Genomic DNA, 16,610 nt, shown 5'->3' on the forward strand with positions numbered 1-16,610 from the left:
GGAGCGGAGACTCGAGGTGTCGCCGCCGGGAACGGCGGCACCGACAGCAAGGAGTGCACCAGCCATGACCACCGCACCGCGTCGCGCCCTCATCGTCATCGACGTGCAGCAGGACTATTTCGGCGGCCCGCTGGAGATCCACTACCCGCCGCATGCCGACTCGCTGCCGCAGATCGCCCGGGCGATCGACGCGGCCACCGCCGCGGGCATCCCCGTCGTGGCGGTGCAGCACACGATGGGCGACAGCGCGCCGCTGTTCAATCCGACCCGGCCCGGGTTTCAGCTGCACCCGGAGGTCGAGAGCCGCCGCACCGGCGAGTGGAAGTCGGTCGTCAAGCAGTACGGCACCGTGTTCGCCGGCACCGACCTGCTGTCCTGGCTGCGGGAGCGCGACATCGACACCGTCACGCTCGTCGGCTACATGACCAACAACTGCGTGCTGGCCTCCGCCGCGGAGGCCGAGACGCACGGCCTGACCGCCGAGGTGCTCTCCGACGCCACCGGGGCGATCAACATCGCCAACGACGCCGGTTTCGCCGACGCGAAGACGGTGCACACCACGCTCATGACCCTGTTCAACTCCAACTTCGCCGCCGTCGCCGACACCGCGGCCTGGTCCGACGCGGCCGGCGCCGGCCGTGCGCTGCCCGGTCCCGACCTCGGCGCGTCCGCCGTGACCGGGGCGCGGCACGCCGGACAAGCCTGATCGACGTGCTCCTCGGACGGGTCCGCGATGTCGTCACCGGCGGCTCGGCTGGATAGAGTTGGGCGATGACCACTGCCAGGGTGTCCGGCACGTGAGCCGGGCCGCCGCGGCCGGGCACATGTGCTGGTCATATGACGACTACGAGCCGTTCGACGCCTACGCGCGGGAGTTCCTGCGCGCGGGACTCGAGGCCGGTGAGCGGGTCTGGTACATCCCGGGCCGCCGCCGTACGGAGACCGCGGAGTGGCTCGCCACCCAAGCCGCAGCATCCGTGCTCTCGTCCGACCAGGCCTATCCCGGCGGCCTGATCGTCGACCCGGCCGCTCAGGTCGCCGCCTACACGGCCGCGACCGAGGACGCCCTGGCCGCCGGGTTCACCGGCCTGCGCGTGGCGGCCGACGCGACCGCGTTCGTACGCACCGACGAGCAGCGGCACGCCTTCGCCCGGTACGAGTACGCGATCGGGCGCTACCTGCGCACCGCCCCGATGCGCGCCGTGTGCGCCTACGACCGCCGTGAGCTCGGCGATCACGCCGTCGCCGAGCTGGCGTGCATGCACGAGTCCAGCCACGCCGACGGCGTCCTGTTCCAGCTGCATCCCGGGGCCACGACCGCCGACGCGGTGCTCGACGGCGAGGTCGACATGTCGGTGGAGGAGTTGTTCGCCGGCGCCCTGCGGCACACCGACCTGGCCCCGGCCGGTGGAGAGGTCGTGGTGGACGCGGACGACCTCGGCTTCATCGACCACCGGTCGCTGCTCGCCCTGCAGCGGTACGCCGAGACGCAGCAGATGACCGCCGTGGTCCGGACCCGCCTCCGTGCCGCCGAGCGCCTCGCCGGGCTGCTGGAGCTGGCCCACGTACGGGTGGAGGTGACCCGATGAGGACAGGCGCCGCCGCCGGGCACACCGGCTACTTCCACGAAGCGGTCTGCTACGACTCCGACGACGATCTGCTGGCCGTGGCGGTGCCGTTCCTGCTGGGCGGCGTCGCCGCCGGCGAGCCCACCATCGTCGGGCTGGGCGGGCGCACCGCCGAGCTGGTGCGTGCGGCGCTACCGGCCGGCTGCCCGGTCACGTTCCTGCCGGGTGGCTCGGTCTACGCCCGGCCGGCCGGGGCCATCCGGTCGTACCGGGGGCTGCTGGCCGACCACGTCGCCGGCGGGGCCGCCCAGATCCGGATCATCGGCCAGCTGCCGGTGGAGGCGCTCGGCGTGACCTGGGACTGGTGGGCGCGCTACGAGTCGGCCATCAACCACGCCTACGACGAGTTCCCGCTGTGGAGCATGTGCGCCTACGACACCCGGGTCACGCCGCCCGAGGTGCTCGGCGACGTGCTGCGCACCCATCCGCGCACGGCTCTGCCGGACGGCCGGCACGTGCCCAACAGCCAGTACGTCGACCCGGTGCCGTACCTCAGCGAGCCGCGTTCCCCGGTGCCGGACCCGGTCGAGCGGACCGTGCCGCGGGCCGACCTGCTCGATCCCGGCCTGTCCGAGGCACGCCGGGCCGTCCGTGACGCCGACCGGGGCCACCTGCCGGCCCAGGACGTCGACGACCTGATCGTGGCGGTCAGCGAAGCGGTGGCCAACGCCCACCGGCACGGCCACGGGCCGGTGCGGATGCGGCTGTGGAGCGGCGCCGACCGGATCGTCGTCTCGGTCACCGACTCCGGCGCGGGGCCCAAGGACCCGTTCGCCGGGCTGCTCGCCGCGGGCGACGGCAGTGCCGGTGGCCTCGGCCTGTGGATCGCCCACCAGTCGTGCAACCACGTCGCCCTGCACCGGCATCGCGACGGCTTCACCATCCGGCTGACCGCCGGAAACCCCCACCACTGACACCGTACGGGGGTCAGCCGAGACCGCGGTGCCCCGCCCACAGGACACTGGCCCGGCCGGCCGCCGCGGCGACGAGCGCGGCCAGCTCGGGACTGTCCGGCAGCGGGAACGAGACGTACGTGCCGCGGCCGCCCGCGACGGGACGGCCGTACGCCTTGGCGGCGAGGTGCCCGTCCTTCAGGAGCCGGACGTTCAACGTGGTCAACTCGAACTCCTGACCACGGCGGGTGTCGGTCCAGCGGAGCTCTTCCGGTATCGACACGTTGATCGCGAGAGCGCTCACGTCGGGGTTGGCGTCGCTGCCCATGGCCTCATCCTCGCATGCCCGTCGGGCCGGCCGATCGGGCGAGGAGCGGAACCCGATCGGCCACCTTTTCCGCAACTTGTTCACAACCGGCGTGATCCTGCCGAGCAAGCGGATCACATCGTCGGTACGTCGAAGGAGCCGCAGTTGAGTAAGACCGTCCGCCTCAGGGCCGCCGGGGCGGCTGTTGTCACAGCGGCCGCCCTGCTCTACCCGGGCAGCGCGGAGGCCGCCGTCACGACGGCCTCCTTCACGGACTATGCCTACACCGCCACGGCCGCGACGTTGCCGGACGTGCGCCGGATCGTGCGGGGCGACGTGGCGGCGGCCGCCGGCCTCACCGGTAAGGGCGTCGGCATCGCCCTCATCGACACCGGCGTCGTGCCGGTGGCCGGGCTCACCAGCGGCAACGTGGCCAACGGGCCCGACCTGTCGCTGGAGTCGCAGGTGCCGGGCCTGCTGCGCCGGGACACGTACGGTCACGGCACCCACCTGGCGGGCATCATCGCCGGGCGTGACGCCGCCGGAGGGACCTTCAAGGGGGTGGCGCCCGACGCCAAGCTGATCTCCCTCAAGGTGGGCGCGGCCAACGGCGCGGTCGACGTCACGCAGGTGATGGCCGCGATCGACTGGGTGGTGGCGCACCGCAACGACGACCCGGCCAACCCGATCAAGGTGCTGAACCTGTCGTACGGCACGGACAGCACACAGAGCTGGGTCAGCAGCCCGCTCAGCGAGGCCGTGGAGAACGCCTACCTGGCCGGCATCAGCGTGATCGTCGCCTCGGGCAACACCGGCGGCAACATTCTGAACCCGGGCTCCAACCCGTACATCATCACCGTCGGCGCGACCGACCCCCGGGGGACCACCGGCACCGCCGACGACACGCTGGCGACCTTCAGCAGCAAGGGCACCACCCAGGACAACGCACCCGACGTGCTGGCCCCGGGCCGGTCGATCGTCTCGCTGCGCGACCCCGGCAGCTACGCCGACGTGAACTACTCCTCGGCGCGGGTCGGGGACCGGTTCTTCAAGGGCAGTGGCACCTCGCAGGCCGCCGCGGTGGTCAGCGGCGCCACCGCCGTCCTGCTGCAGAAGTACCCGACCCTGTCGCCGATGCAGGTCATGTGCTACCTGCGGGCCACCGGCACGCCGGTCACCGGTTCCTACGCCCCGCAGATCAACCTGCAGACCGCGATCAGGTCCACGCTGACCAGCTGCGGCCAGAGCGGCAGCACCATCACCGGTACGGGCAGCATCCAGAAGGACCGCGGCTCGTCGCAGGTGACCATGGGCGACGGTGTCGTGCTGACCGGGGAGCGGGACATCTTCGGGCCGCTGAGCTCGTCGACCTGGGCTGCCGCGAGCGCCGCCCGGACCTCCTGGAACGGCGGGGACTGGATGGGCCGCCCGTGGACGGGGACCGGCTGGGCCAGCCCCACGGACGGGCAGGGCAACTGGTCCGGCAAGGCCTGGTCGGGCAAGGCCTGGTCGGGCAAGGCGTGGTCCGACCTGGCCTGGTCGGGGCAGAGCTGGTCCGGTAAGGCGTGGTCCGGCAGCGGCGGTACGGCGCCGAACTGGAGCGGAGCGGCCTGGTCGTCGACCGGCTGGCTCACCGCCGGCGACAAAGGCTGGATGTCCTGAGCACCATCGCACCCTGGTGGGACGGTGGGTGTCCGCGCGGCGGGCACCCACCGTCCGCTTTCCGTACCGGTGAAAAAGCACCCCAACCGCAATCCGGTTCCCCTGCCGGATGCCCGGCGGTTGTCGATTCGGCTCCCGTGAGCACAACGGGCACGCGCGTTCCGGACGCTGACCGGCGACGCCCGTCGCCGGTGCCGGAGCTTGCCCGCCTGCTGGACGATCTCGAGACCTATCAGGGCCGTGACATCGAGGCCAACCTGGCCTCCGCGGCCGCGATCGAGCGGGCGGCCGGGGAGTGCGGCGAAACGATCCTGCAGTTGCGGGCCCGGCTGGTCCAGGCCGACATGGCCCAGCGCAACGGTGACCGCAGTGGTGCCGCGCAAGTGTTCCTGGAGGTCCACCGGCAGGCGCGGGACCTGGCATCGCCCGCGCTGCTGGCCCGCAGCCACTTCCACCTGGCGCTGATCTACAACTACCTCGGCGACCACGCGGCGAGCCTGGAGAACGCCATCAGCGCGGTCGAGGTGCTCGACGAGCACGCCTCGCCGGGACTGCGACTGATGTACCTGAACCGGCTGGCCAACTCCCTCGGCGACGTCGGGATGATCGACGCGGCGCGGGAACGCTACCTGCAGGCCGAGCAGCTGGCGATCGCGATCAACGACCTGACCCGTCGGCTGCTGGTGCTCAACAACCGCGCGTACACCGAGTTCCAGGCCGGTGAGCTGGCCGCCGCCGCGACGGTGGTCGAGCGCATGCGGGTGGTGGCGGCCGCCCTGGGCCGGGAGTTCCTGATCATCGAACGCGACACCGTGGCCAGCATCCAGCTCGGGCTGGGGGAGTACGCGGCGGCCGAGCAGACGCTGCTCTCGGTGCTGGACTCGCCGCTCTGGTACGAGGTGCACGACCTGGCCGAGGCCACCCTGACCCTGGCCCGGGCCCAGCGTTGTCTCGGCGCGCTGGACCGGGCCCAGCAGAGCCTCGACCGCAGCCGTACCCTCGGCGAGGAGCGGGAGCTCACCGGGATCCGGGTGGCCGTCATGGCCGAGCAGGCCGAGCTGTACGCGGCCGCCGGCGCCTTCGAGCAGGCGTTCTTCGAGTACAAGCGGTATGACGCCGCCCGGGAACAGCTGCGCTCGGCCCAGCAGGAGGCGCGGGCGCACACCCGGCAGGTGATGTTCGAGACCGCGCAGGCCCGCAACGACGCCGAGCGGTACCGCGAGCAGGCGCTCCGGGATCCCCTCACCGGGCTGCGCAACCGGCGTTACGTGGACGACCACCTGCCGGTCGCTGTCGCCCTGGCCGCCGAGACGCGGTCACCGCTCACCATCGCGGTCGTGGACATCGACCACTTCAAGCGGATCAACGACACCTTGTCGCACGAGGCCGGCGACGAGGTCCTGGTAGCCGTCGCGCAGTTGCTCCGCGCGGTGCAGCAGACGGTGTCGGACACCGGCTTCGTGGCCCGGATGGGTGGCGAGGAGTTCCTGGTCGTCCTGCCCGGCATCGGCGCCGCACAGGCTGCCGACCGGCTGGAGGAGCTGCGGAAGGTTGTCGACGTGCACCCGTGGCGACCGGTGACCGGCGACCTGCCGGTGACCGTCAGCGTGGGGGCCACCTCGACCCAGGGCCATGACGCGCCGGCCGCGCTGCTCGCCGAGGCCGACCGGATGCTGTACGCCGCGAAGGACGCCGGCCGGAACCGCGTGATCGTGCCGCCCTCCGCCGGCTGATTCACATGTGTCGATTCGCCTGCTAGCGTCACATGGCGTGGTTGCGTGACCACCCATCGTGGGGAGGCTCAGGTGAGAACAGCCATCCGTCGAGGCGCCGCCGCAGCAGGCGCCGTTCTCCTGTCGATCCTCGGAATGTCCACCGGTGCGCAGGCGGCACCGGCCGAGGCGGACGTCATCCCGGTAGCCGGGGCCGAAGTGGTGCCGGACAGCTACATCGTCGTCCTCAAGCCGGGCCGGACCCCTCGCACCGTCGCCGCCGAGCACAACGCGACAGTGCTCCACACGTACACCAAGGTCTTCAAGGGTTTTGCGGCGACGATGTCGGCGCGCCAGGCGCGGCAGGTGGCCGCCGACCCGGACGTCGCGTTCGTGCAGCCCAACGTGATCCACCGGATCTCCGAGACGCAGGCCAACCCGCCGTCCTACGGCCTGGACCGCATCGACCAGCGCAACCGCCCGCTGAACCAGGCGTACACCTACGCCACGACCGCGGCGAACGTGCACGCCTACATCATCGACACCGGCATCCGCACCACCCATCAGGACTTCGGCGGGCGCGCGGTCAGCGGACACGACGCGGTCGACGGCGGTGCCGCCGACGACTGCAACGGCCACGGTACGCACGTGGCCGGCACAGTCGGCGGCAGCGCGTACGGCGTCGCCAAGGGCGTGCAGCTCGTCGCCGTACGCGTGCTCAACTGCGAGGGCAGCGGCACCACCGCCCAGGTCGCCGCCGGCATCGACTGGGTCACCGCCAACGCGGTCAAGCCCGCCGTCGCCAACATGAGCCTCGGCGGCAGCGCCGACACCGCCCTGGACAACGCGGTGAGCGCGTCGATCGCCTCCGGCGTCAGCTACTCGATCGCCGCCGGCAACGGCCTGTTCGGACTGTTCGCACTGGACGCCTGCACCCAGTCCCCGGCCCGGGTGCCGACCGCGATCACCGTCTCCGCGACCAACAGCAGCGACGCCAAGCCGTCCTGGGCCAACCGCGGCACCTGCGTCGACGTGTTCGCCCCGGGCATCGGCATCACGTCGTCGTGGTCCACCGGCGACACCGCCACCAACACGATCAGCGGCACGTCGATGGCCGCACCCCACGTGGCCGGCGCGGCCGCGCTGTATCTGGCCGGCCACCCGGGCGACTCGCCGGCGCAGGTGCACAGCGCCATCGTCAGCAGCGCCACCACGGGTGTGGTGACGAGTCCCGGATCCGGCTCGCCCAACCGGTTGCTCTACACGGGCGCCTGAGCAGCAGGGGCCTGGCTCGGCCCGGCTCGGCCGAAGCTCTGGACGGCAACGTCAGTCCAGGAAAGTCACGGCGTCCGAGAAGGGGGCGCGGCGGACCCGCGGAGGTGTGAACGCCGGATCGGCGAAGCCGATCGACATGCCGCAGAACAACATTCGTTCCGGCGGCGGGGTGACCACCTCCGCGACGCTGCGGTGGTACTCGGCCCACACCTCCTGGGTGCAGCTGTGCAGGTGCTCGGCCCGCAACAGCAGCATCACCGTCTGCAGGAAGATACCGACATCGGCCCATCGCGGCGCCGGCATGTCCCGGTCCAGGTAGCAGAACAGTGCCGTGCCGGCGCCGAAACAGTTCCAGTTCTCGGCCCGGATCCGGGCTCGTCCGGCACCGTCGCCGCGGACGACGCCGCGGGAGCCGTAGAGGGCTTCACCCAGCGCCGCCATTCGTTCGAGGTAGGGCGTGCGTAGCCCAGGCGGGTAATTCGCAAACTCCCGCTCATCACCGGAGTCGCCGACGGCGACCCGAGCGGCAACGGTCTTCTTCAGGTGCGCCAGCGGGCCACCGGACAGGACGTAGACGTTCCATGGCTGCATGTTGCTGCCCGACGGGGCATTGACGGCCGCGGCGAGCACTCGCTCGAGAGCCTCGCGTGGGACCGGTTGATCGGTGAACCTACGAACTGACTGCCTTGTCCTCACCGCACTGTAGACGTCCATATGCCTCATCAACCCCGCTCGGTGACCATCTGCGGGCACGGCGGCCGGGTCAGCGCGAAGTACGACGCGGCGGCCACGAGCAACCCGGCACCCCAGAGCGTGTAGCCGCCCATCTCCAGCAGCAAGGGCAGGAACGGGCCGCCGACGTCACCAAGGATCCACGCGGTCATCCCGGCGATGCCGAAATAGGCGGTCAGGCTCGCCCCCATGAACAGGCCGGTGCCGAGCACCAGCCAACGCGGCACCGCCCGGCCGCGCAACGGCCCCGTCCAGGCCGGCCAGAGCCGGCCCCAGCGGTGGGCCAGCGCCAGTGGCAGCAATGTGCCGGCCAGGCTCATCAGCACCACGAAGATCACCAGCGCGGTCAGCGACGGTCCGTTCGCCCGGCTCTCCGGACCCGGCCACCGTCCCGCGATCGTGTCGTCGAGCCACACGCTCATCCGGGCCAGGTACCCGGCCACGGCCAGGTAGGCGCCCGCGAAGGCCCAGCCGGGCGCCCGCTCCGCCCGGCTCTCCGGTGACCTGCCGTGGATCCGGCCGCAGGACCCGCAGGGACGGACGGCCAGCCGCCGCTCGTCGGCGGCGATGATCAGGCAGAGGACTCCGCCGACGGCGCCGCCGCCGGTCGCCAGCAGACTGGCCACACTGCCGGTCCGGATCCCCTCGAACAGCAACGACGCCAGGATCACCGGGAACAGGAACGAGTACACACACAAGGCGACGCCCGCGACGGCGTTGAGCCCGGCGAGCACGTAACCGCCGCTGTCGTTCACTCCGCGGCGATCGGCCACCGCGGCGGACAGGCACCCGGCCGCCGCGAGAACGCCGAGAACCACGGGAACCCAGCCGCCTGGAAAGTACGACTCCCCGCCATTGAGGAAACGCGGCTCGTGGCCGATCGCCCACCACAGGTGGACCAGGAGGTAGGCAACGTGCCAGGTTCCCGCGACGAGCCGGAACCGTCCATTGACCATCATGACTCAACCACCATGGTCGCAGTCTCGGCGACCCGGCTTGGGCGACGCTGAGAGGTACTCAGCCGACGCTCAGCTACAAGCGGGAAAAATGCGAATGGACCGGTTACCGCGCCGAGAGGCCGGCTGCCTGGGCGAGCAGTCCGGCCTGCGTACGGTTGGCGCAGCCGAGCTTCTCCAGGATCTGCGAGACGTAGCCCTTCACCGTGGTCTCGGACAGGAAGAGCCGGTCGGCGATGCCGGCGTTGGACAGGCCGTCGCCGATGCCGGCCAGCACCTCGCGTTCCCGCGCGGTCAGCGCCGTCAAGCGCCCGCGGGCCCGGTCACGTTCGTCGGCCGCGATGGCCGTCACCGCGACCAGGCCGGCCGCCGCCACCGGGGACAGCACCGTGTGGCCCCGCGCCGCGACCAGGATCAGGTCGACGAGCTCGCCGGGCGGGGTCGACTTCACCAGGAAGCCGGCCGCGCCCAGGCGCAGCGCCTCCACGACGTACCGGTCGGCGTCGAACGTGGTCAGCACCAGCACCGCCGGTGGGTCCGGCAACGCGCGGATCCGGCTGGTGGCCGCCAGCCCGTCGACCCCCGGCATCCGCAGATCCATGAGGACGACATCAGGCCGCGACCGCACGACGGCCTCCACCGCCTCCGCGCCGTCGAGGGCCACGCCGACCACCTCGATCGCGGCGGACGCGGACAGGATGGTGGTCAGGTGCTCGCACACCATCGGCTCGTCGTCGGCTATCAGCACCCGTACCGTCATCCGGCCACCCGGGTGGGCAGGCCGGCCTCGAGCCGGAAGCCGCCGGCGCCGTCCGGCCCGGCGCGCAGTGAGCCGCCGATCAGCCCGATCCGCTCGCCCAGGCCGGCCAGGCCGGTGCCGCCGCCGTCGGTCAGCGGACGACTGCGGGACGCGGGTGCGTCGTTGTGCACGACGATGCGCGTGCGGTGCGGGTCGTAGCAGACCTCGACCCGGACCGTGGCGCTCCAGGCGTGCCGGCGGGCGTTCGTGAGCGCCTCCTGCACGACCCGGTACGCGGTCCGCCGGGTCACCGGGGACAGCGTGGACGCGTCACCCTTCTCGGTGAGCCGCACCGCCTGCCCGACCCGGCCGGCCTCCTCGACCAGCTCGGCCAGCGGCGGCGGCACGACCTCGGCCAGCGGTGGGGCCGCCACCGCGGGCGCCCGGCGCAGCACCCCGACGAGCTCGCGCAGCTCATCGAGCGCCCGGACGCGTCGGCCCGCAGGTCGTCGGCGGCAGCGCGGGTCACCGGATCGGCCGCCGTCGTGGCCAGCGCCCCCGCCTGCAATGTCATCAGGGTGACCCGGTGCGCGACCAGGTCGTGCAGCTCCGCGGCGAGCCGGTGCCGCTCCTCGGTGCGGGCCTGCTCGGCGCGCCACCACTGCTCCCGCTCGGCCCGGTCGGCGCGCTCGGTCAGCAGGTGCAGTCGCCGCCGGCGGGCCGCCAGCCACAGGCCGAACAGCGGCGCGACGGCGTTGTGCAGCAGCCCGTTGGCGATGAACCCGGCATCGGGATCCCACGGGCGGGTGCCGAGCACGGTGAGGACGCCGATCGCGGCCCACACCAGCGCGGCCCGGGCGGCCGGGATGCCGCGCTCGGTGATGTTCTCCACCGCGACGGACAGGGCGAGCGGCGCCCACGCGCTCACCGACAGCAGCGTCTCCGGCAGGTTGCGCGGCGCGGCGAAGGCGATCGAGGTCTGGGCGGCGATCGACCCGGCCAGGATCAGGCCGGCGCCGACCGGCCACCGGCGCCGCAGCAGGATGACCGGCGAGGTGGCCAGCTGGAGGACGACGACGGCGACCGTGAACCCGGCGCCCGGACCGGGCCCGGCGACGACCGCGGTGAGCGCCCCGCCGGCCGCGGCGGCCGCGCCGAGGACAGCCAGCAGCACGACATCGACGGTCTTCACCTGGATGACGGTACCCATCGGCCGAACCTACGAAAGTAGGTGTGGCTGCCTGCTTTCTGAGCTGGTGCCCGGTGCGCCGGCGGCGGTGCGATGGAGACATGACTCAGATGACCCGCCGCAACGCCATCGGTGCCGCCGTCGCATTGGCCGGCCTGGGCTCGGCGGCCCACCTCAGCAAGCCCCCGGCGGCGCGCCGGGTGACCACCGTCGTGCTCGTGGCCGGGGCCAACGGCGGCCCGGGCGGCGACGCCGAGCTGACCCTGCGCGGGCACCGGACGGTGGGCGTGCAGCTGCCCGGCCACAACCCCGGCGACGGTCAGTTCCGCCGCGCCTACCAGGCCCCGCAGAACCTGGCCGCGCTGGCCACCGAGCCGTCGCCGATGGCCGGGATCACCCTCGACGACTACGTCCGCGCGACCGTCGCCGTGGTCCGCCGGGCCGCCCGCAACGGACCGGTCGTGCTGTGGGGCGGCAGCATGGGTGGCGCCACGCTCAGCCGGGTCGGCAACGAGGTGCCGCACCTGATCGACCGGCTCGTCTACAGCTCGGCGTTCTGCTGCGTCGGCCTGCGCAGCGTCGGCGACTACCTGGCCACGCCGGAGGCGGCCGGCACGCTGCTGTTCGACCTCGGCGACGCGGCCCTCGCCGACCCGGCCGTGATCGGCGGGACGCGCACCAATTTCCGCACCGCCGACCCGGCCGTGCTGGCCAAGCTCAAGCAGGCGCTGTGCGCGGGGGCCACCGACGCCGAGTTCCTGGCGATGCTCACCGGGATGTCCCCGGACGAGTCGGCGCAGGCGCCGCTCGACGACGCGCGCGGGCACCGGGACACGTGGGGCCGGATCCCGCGCACGTACATCCGGCACACTCTCGACCGGTGCATCCCGATCGCCCTGCAGGACCGGATGATCGCCGAGGCCGACGCGCTGACCCCGGACAACCCGTTCGACGTGCGCTCGGTCGCCACCTCACACGCTCCCCACGCCGCCGGCTGGCGAGCCACCGTGGAGATCGTCGACGGGCTCGTCCGGGGACGGTAGGCGGGCGCGGCGACGCCCACGGCGGCTACAACGCGCCCGCCGTCAGCGTCGCCGGCTCCCGATCAGCGGAAGGACCGGAAGGCCGCCCGCAGCTCCTCAACGAACAGCTGCGGCTCCTCCCAGGCCGCGAAGTGCCCACCCCGAGTGGCCTTGCTGTAGTGCCGGAGCGTCGGATAGCTCGCCTCGGCCCAGCTGCGCGGCGCCTGGAAGATCTCGCCCGGGAAGGCGCTGAACGCGACCGGGACCGGCACCGGCGCCTGAGGGTGGCCGGAGGTCTGCGCTCGCTCCCAGTACGCGCGGGCGGCCGACTCGCCGGTGCCGGTCAGCCAGTAGACCGAGACGTTGTCGAGGACGTGCTCGCGGGTGAGGTTGCCCGACGGCGGGCCGCCGCGGAAGGCGCGGGAGATCTTGAGATAGCTGTCGGTGTCGTGATCGAGCATCCAGGCCGCCAGGGCGACGGGGGAGTCCAGCAGGGCGTAGCCGATCGTCTGCGGCCGGGTCGACTGCTCGACCAGGTAGCCGCGGCCGGACGTCGAGAAGGTCTGCAGGGCGGCGGCCGCGGCCTTCTCCTCGTCGGTGTTCTTCGGCAGGTTGCCGGTGCCGCCCAGCGCCGGTACCAGCAGATTCAGATGGATGCCGAGCAGTCCCGGCGGTGCCAGCCGGCCGAGGTTGTCGGTGACGGCGGCGCCGACGTCACCGCCCTGGGCGACGTAGCCGGTGTAGCCGAGGCGGCGCATGAGTTCCGCCCAGGCCCGGGCCGTCCGGTTGGTGTCCCAGCCGAGCTCGGCCGGTTTGCCGGAGAAGCCGTAGCCGGGGATCGACGGCAGGACCAGGTGGAACGCGTCCGCCGCGCTGCCGCCGTGCGCCGTCGGATCGGTGAGGGGGCCGACGGTCTCGAGCAGTTCGACGACGGAGCCGGGCCAGCCGTGGGTCATCACCAGCGGCAGGGCGTCACGGTGGCGCGAGCGGACCTGGACGAAGTGGATGTCGACGCCGTCGATCTCGGTCTTGAACTGCGGGAACGCGTTGAGTTTGGCCTCGAACCGGCGCCAGTCGTAGCTGGTCGCCCAGAACCGGGCGAGCGCCTGGGCGCTCGCCAGTTGCACGCCCTGCGAACGGTCGGCGACGAGCTCGCGGGACGGCCAGCGGGTCGCGGCGACGCGGCGGCGCATCTCGGCCACCCGCTCGCGCCGGATCGCGACCCGGAACGGGCGGATCCCCGGGTGGCCGGTGGACGGGGCCGCGCTCGCCGGCGCGGGGCCGAGGGCGGTGGACGCGGCGACGGTGAGACCGGCCGCGAGGCTGCCCTGCAGCAGCTGCCGTCGAGTGGGTTGGGAAGTCATCGTTACACCCCTTGATTCGTGAAGGTCGAGGTACGGTCGACGGCTATCGCAGCGGCCGGAAGGCGGCCCGCAGTTGGTCGGCGAACAGTTCCGGCTCTTCCCAGGCGGCGAAGTGGCCGCCCCGTTCGGCCTGTCCGAAGTAGTTGAGGGTCGGGTAGGACTGCTCGGCCCAGCTGCGCGGCGTCCGCCAGATCTCGCCGGGGAACGTGCTGAAGCCCACGGGGACGCGGGGGTCCGGCAGCGGTGGGCGGCCCGCGGCGGGCGCGTCCGGCCCGTACGCCTCCCAGTACGACCGGGCCGTGGACGCTCCGGTGCCGGTCAGCCAGTAGGCCGTGACGTTGTCGAGGATGTGGTCACGGGTGAGGTTGCCCGCGGGCCGGCCGTCGGCGAACGCCGCGGCGATCTTGTAGTACGCGTCGGTGTCGTGGTCGATCATCCAGGCGGCCAGCGCGGCCGGGGAGTCCAGCAGGGCGTACCCGATGGTCTCCGGCCGGGTGGCCATCTCCACGAAGTAGCCGTTGCCGGTGGTCTGGAAGACCTTGATCGCGGCCAGCGCCGCCTGTTCCTCCGCGGTGTCGTCCGGCAGTGCGGCCGGGTCGTTGAGGGCCGGCACCAGCAGGTTGGTGTGGATGCCGATCAGTCCTTCCGGGCCCAGCCGGCCGATCGCGTCGGTGACCCCGGCGCCGACGTCACCGCCCTGCGCCACGTAGCGGTCGTAGCCGAGCCGGCGCATCAGCTCCGCCCAGGCCCGCGCGGTGCGCACCAGGTCCCAGCCGACCTCGGCCGGCTCGGCCGAGAAGCCGTATCCCGGCAACGAGGGCAGCACCAGGTGGAACGCGTCGTCGGCGGTGCCGCCGTGCGCGGTCGGGTCGGTCAGCGGACCGACCGAGTCGATCATCTCGATGATCGAACCGGGCCAGCCATGGGTCATGATCAGCGGCAGCGCGCCCGGATGCCTCGACCTGACGTGTACGAAGTGGAGGTCCACACCGTCGATCTCGGTGGTGAACTGGGGTAGCGCGTTGAGCCGGGCCTGCACGCGCCCGAGGTCGTACCGGCCTGCCCAGTACCGGCCCAGCGCCTGCATCGTGGCCAGTTGCACCCCCTGGGAGCGGTCACCGACGAGCTCCCGGGTCGGCCAGCGGGTGGTCGCGAGGCGGCGGCGCAGGTCGTCCAGCGCTGCCTTGCGGAAGTGGACGGTGAACGGCCGGATCGCCTGTCCGGCTTGCTGTTCGAGCGTGGTCATGGCACGCACACTGCCTTTCGGTCGGCCCGTACGAAGAAGTCGATGTCCCACCACCCTCGCCAGGCCCGGGTACGTTGCGCACCCGTGAGAAGCCCTGGTCGCCACGCCCGGGGGTGCGGCCGTTCCCCTGCCGGTGGGTGAAACAGCAGGTCAGGGCTCGCCCGGCCGCGGCTTTTCCGGCGACGGACGGCCGTTGTGAGCCGGCTCGGGCCCCAGGGTGCGGCCCGGGGGTCTCACCGGCGCGATGCGGCACCCAGGAGCGCGACCCTGGTGCCAAGTGCAGGGACCAGAAGGAGGACGGGCGATGGCGAAGGTGCTTTTCGTGGTCTCAGGAGCCACGTACCTGGTGCTGAAGGACGGCACCCGATGGGCGACCGGATACTGGGCCGAGGAGTTCGCGATGCCGTACCGGGCGCTGACCGAAGCGGGCCACGAGGTGGTGGTCGCGACGCCCGGCGGCACCACGCCGAACGTCGACATGATGAGCCTGCGGCCGTCGATGGCCGGTGGCGAGCAGGGAGCCCTGGAGCTGGAGGAGATCATCCGGTCGGCCGAGGTCATGCGGCGCCCGCTGCGGCTGTCGGACGCCCGCCTCGAGGACTACGACGCGGTCTACCTGCCCGGCGGCCACGGCCCGATGCAGGACCTGGCCGTCGACGCCGACGCGGGCCGGCTGCTCACGGCGGCCCTGGCCTCGGGCATGCCGCTCGCCATCGTGTGCCACGCCCCGGCCGCGCTGCTGGCCACCCGCATCCACGGTGAGTCGCCGTTCCGGGGCTACCGGGTGACCGGCTTCACCAACGAGGAGGAAGAGGCCGTCGGCCTGGCCTCCCGGTGTCAATGGCTGCTCGAGGACGAGCTGAAGGACAAGGTCGGCGTCGAGTTCAGCCGGGGCCCGGTCTGGGAGCCGTATATCGTCGAGGACCGTAATCTGCTCACCGGCCAGAACCCGCACTCGGCGGCCACGCTGGCCGAACGACTGCTGAAGATTCTCGGCTGAGGACGCCCGCAGGGGGTTGATCATGACAGGCGTGCTCACACGGCAGGACTGCGCCGCCACGGTCCTGGGCGGTCCCACCGTGGTCATCGACGTCGGGGGTCTGCGGATCGTCGTGGACCCGACGTTCGACGCCCCGGGTCCGCACGGGTATCTGACCAAGGTGGCCGGCCCCGCCGCGGCGGAGGCGGCGCTCGGCGCCGTTGACCTCGTCCTGGTCAGCCACGACCAGCACCCGGACAACCTGGACGACCGGGGCCGGGCCGTCGCGGCGGCGGCCCCCCTGGTGCTGACCGGCCCGGCGACGGCCGGCCGGCTGGGGCCGCCCGCGGTCGGGCTGCCCACCTGGGCCGAGCACGCGGTGCCCCGCGCCGACGGCGGCGGAGATCTGACGGTACGGGCGGTGCCGGCCGTCCACGGCCCCGAGGACGGCGAGCGTGACGCCGACGGCAACGTCAACTGCGAGGTCAGCGGCTTCGTGCTGGCCGGTGCCGGCCTGCCGGTCATCTACGTCAGTGGCGACAACGCGTCGCTGCGGGCGGTGGCCGACATCTCCCGGCGCGTACCGGACATCGACGTGGCCGTGCTCTTCGCCGGCGCGGCCCGGGTGCCGGCGAAGTTCCGTGGCCGTCCCCTGACGCTGGACAGCCGCCGGACCGCCGCGGCCGCCGCGGTCCTGGGCGCAAGCATCGTGATCCCGGCGCACTACGACGGCTGGACGCATTTCTCGGAAGGCGCGACGGACCTCGAGACGGCATTCGACGAGGCCGGACTGTCCTCGGTGCTGCACCGGCGCGATCACGGGACCTGGGTGTCCCTGCGACCGTGACCGCTGTGCCGCACCGGTGATCCGCTCGCGCGGGCCGACCACGCTGGGCCTCGCCCAGT

General features: G+C 72.6%; 17 protein-coding genes. 9 read left to right on the forward strand and 8 right to left on the reverse strand.

The annotated features are described in order from the left end of the window. The first annotated feature begins 64 nt into the window (after nucleotides 1-64). The 3 genes from AB0C12_RS34305 to AB0C12_RS34315 all read left to right on the forward strand — a co-directional run bounded on the left by AB0C12_RS34305 (nucleotide 65) and on the right by AB0C12_RS34315 (nucleotide 2,542). On the forward strand, nucleotides 65-706 hold the full coding sequence (locus tag AB0C12_RS34305; protein ID WP_360554191.1) for an isochorismatase family protein: 642 nt from the start codon (nucleotides 65-67) through the stop codon (nucleotides 704-706). 91 nt (nucleotides 707-797) lie between these two features. Then, nucleotides 798-1,589 carry an MEDS domain-containing protein gene (locus AB0C12_RS34310; protein ID WP_360554193.1) on the forward strand — a complete coding sequence of 264 codons (792 nt, stop codon included), beginning with the start codon at nucleotides 798-800 and terminating at the stop codon, nucleotides 1,587-1,589. Further along, nucleotides 1,586-2,542: a sensor histidine kinase gene (locus AB0C12_RS34315; RefSeq protein WP_360554195.1), complete on the forward strand. Its 957-nt coding sequence runs from the start codon at nucleotides 1,586-1,588 to the stop codon at nucleotides 2,540-2,542. Before AB0C12_RS34310 ends, AB0C12_RS34315 begins: the two co-directional genes overlap by 4 nt. Before the next feature lie 13 nt (nucleotides 2,543-2,555). Here AB0C12_RS34315 and AB0C12_RS34320 read toward each other — a convergent pair whose 3' ends face one another. Further along, the gene (locus tag AB0C12_RS34320) at nucleotides 2,556-2,849 is read right to left on the reverse strand and encodes a hypothetical protein (protein WP_360554197.1); all 294 of its coding nucleotides are present in this window, start codon (nucleotides 2,847-2,849) and stop codon (nucleotides 2,556-2,558) included. Nucleotides 2,850-2,993: 144 nt separating this feature from the next. Here AB0C12_RS34320 and AB0C12_RS34325 point away from each other — a divergent pair, with 144 nt between their 5' ends. The 3 genes from AB0C12_RS34325 (at nucleotide 2,994) to AB0C12_RS34335 (ending at nucleotide 7,477) form a co-directional block, all read left to right on the forward strand. After that, nucleotides 2,994-4,490, forward strand: a complete 1,497-nt coding sequence (locus tag AB0C12_RS34325) for a S8 family serine peptidase (RefSeq protein ID WP_360554199.1) — start codon at nucleotides 2,994-2,996, stop codon at nucleotides 4,488-4,490. A 191-nt stretch (nucleotides 4,491-4,681) separates the two neighbouring features. Beyond that, nucleotides 4,682-6,223, forward strand: a complete 1,542-nt coding sequence (locus AB0C12_RS34330; protein WP_360554201.1) for a GGDEF domain-containing protein — start codon at nucleotides 4,682-4,684, stop codon at nucleotides 6,221-6,223. 72 nt (nucleotides 6,224-6,295) lie between these two features. Further along, nucleotides 6,296-7,477 carry a S8 family peptidase gene (locus AB0C12_RS34335; protein ID WP_360554203.1) on the forward strand — a complete coding sequence of 394 codons (1,182 nt, stop codon included), beginning with the start codon at nucleotides 6,296-6,298 and terminating at the stop codon, nucleotides 7,475-7,477. A gap of 51 nt (nucleotides 7,478-7,528) precedes the next feature. Here AB0C12_RS34335 and AB0C12_RS34340 read toward each other — a convergent pair whose 3' ends face one another. The 5 genes from AB0C12_RS34340 to AB0C12_RS34360 form a co-directional block, all read right to left on the reverse strand. Further along, entirely contained in the window at nucleotides 7,529-8,200 is a 672-nt protein-coding gene (locus AB0C12_RS34340) for a nitroreductase (RefSeq protein ID WP_360554205.1), read from the reverse strand. Then, nucleotides 8,200-9,168 (reverse strand): hypothetical protein, encoded by a 969-nt coding sequence (locus AB0C12_RS34345; RefSeq protein ID WP_360554207.1) that lies wholly within the window; start codon nucleotides 9,166-9,168, stop codon nucleotides 8,200-8,202. Before AB0C12_RS34345 ends, AB0C12_RS34340 begins: the two co-directional genes overlap by 1 nt. A gap of 103 nt (nucleotides 9,169-9,271) precedes the next feature. Beyond that, on the reverse strand, nucleotides 9,272-9,925 hold the full coding sequence (locus AB0C12_RS34350; RefSeq protein WP_360554209.1) for a response regulator transcription factor: 654 nt from the start codon (nucleotides 9,923-9,925) through the stop codon (nucleotides 9,272-9,274). Further along, nucleotides 9,922-10,215, reverse strand: a complete 294-nt coding sequence (locus AB0C12_RS34355) for a hypothetical protein (protein WP_360554211.1) — start codon at nucleotides 10,213-10,215, stop codon at nucleotides 9,922-9,924. Before AB0C12_RS34355 ends, AB0C12_RS34350 begins: the two co-directional genes overlap by 4 nt. After that, nucleotides 10,212-11,114, reverse strand: a complete 903-nt coding sequence (locus tag AB0C12_RS34360; protein ID WP_360554213.1) for a histidine kinase — start codon at nucleotides 11,112-11,114, stop codon at nucleotides 10,212-10,214. The genes AB0C12_RS34355 and AB0C12_RS34360 overlap by 4 nt, the downstream gene beginning before the upstream one ends. A gap of 80 nt (nucleotides 11,115-11,194) precedes the next feature. On the opposite strand from AB0C12_RS34360, the gene AB0C12_RS34365 reads away from it, so the two are divergent. After that, complete coding sequence (locus AB0C12_RS34365; RefSeq protein WP_360554214.1) at nucleotides 11,195-12,136, forward strand: alpha/beta fold hydrolase; 942 nt, start codon at nucleotides 11,195-11,197, stop codon at nucleotides 12,134-12,136. 62 nt (nucleotides 12,137-12,198) lie between these two features. Here AB0C12_RS34365 and AB0C12_RS34370 read toward each other — a convergent pair whose 3' ends face one another. Beyond that, nucleotides 12,199-13,479, reverse strand: a complete 1,281-nt coding sequence (locus AB0C12_RS34370) for an epoxide hydrolase family protein (RefSeq protein WP_360554215.1) — start codon at nucleotides 13,477-13,479, stop codon at nucleotides 12,199-12,201. A 43-nt stretch (nucleotides 13,480-13,522) separates the two neighbouring features. Then, the gene (locus AB0C12_RS34375) at nucleotides 13,523-14,725 is read right to left on the reverse strand and encodes an epoxide hydrolase family protein (protein ID WP_360554217.1); all 1,203 of its coding nucleotides are present in this window, start codon (nucleotides 14,723-14,725) and stop codon (nucleotides 13,523-13,525) included. A 304-nt stretch (nucleotides 14,726-15,029) separates the two neighbouring features. Between AB0C12_RS34375 and AB0C12_RS34380 the strand changes: the two genes are divergently transcribed. Both AB0C12_RS34380 and AB0C12_RS34385 read left to right on the forward strand, forming a co-directional pair. Next, complete coding sequence (locus tag AB0C12_RS34380) at nucleotides 15,030-15,725, forward strand: type 1 glutamine amidotransferase domain-containing protein (RefSeq protein ID WP_360554219.1); 696 nt, start codon at nucleotides 15,030-15,032, stop codon at nucleotides 15,723-15,725. A gap of 31 nt (nucleotides 15,726-15,756) precedes the next feature. Next, nucleotides 15,757-16,551 (forward strand): MBL fold metallo-hydrolase, encoded by a 795-nt coding sequence (locus AB0C12_RS34385; RefSeq protein WP_360554221.1) that lies wholly within the window; start codon nucleotides 15,757-15,759, stop codon nucleotides 16,549-16,551. Nucleotides 16,552-16,610: the final 59 nt, after the last annotated feature.

Origin of the sequence: Actinoplanes sp. NPDC048967 (genome assembly GCF_040649415.1) — a bacterium.
In the GTDB taxonomy this organism is placed as follows: Bacteria; Actinomycetota; Actinomycetes; order Mycobacteriales; family Micromonosporaceae; genus Actinoplanes.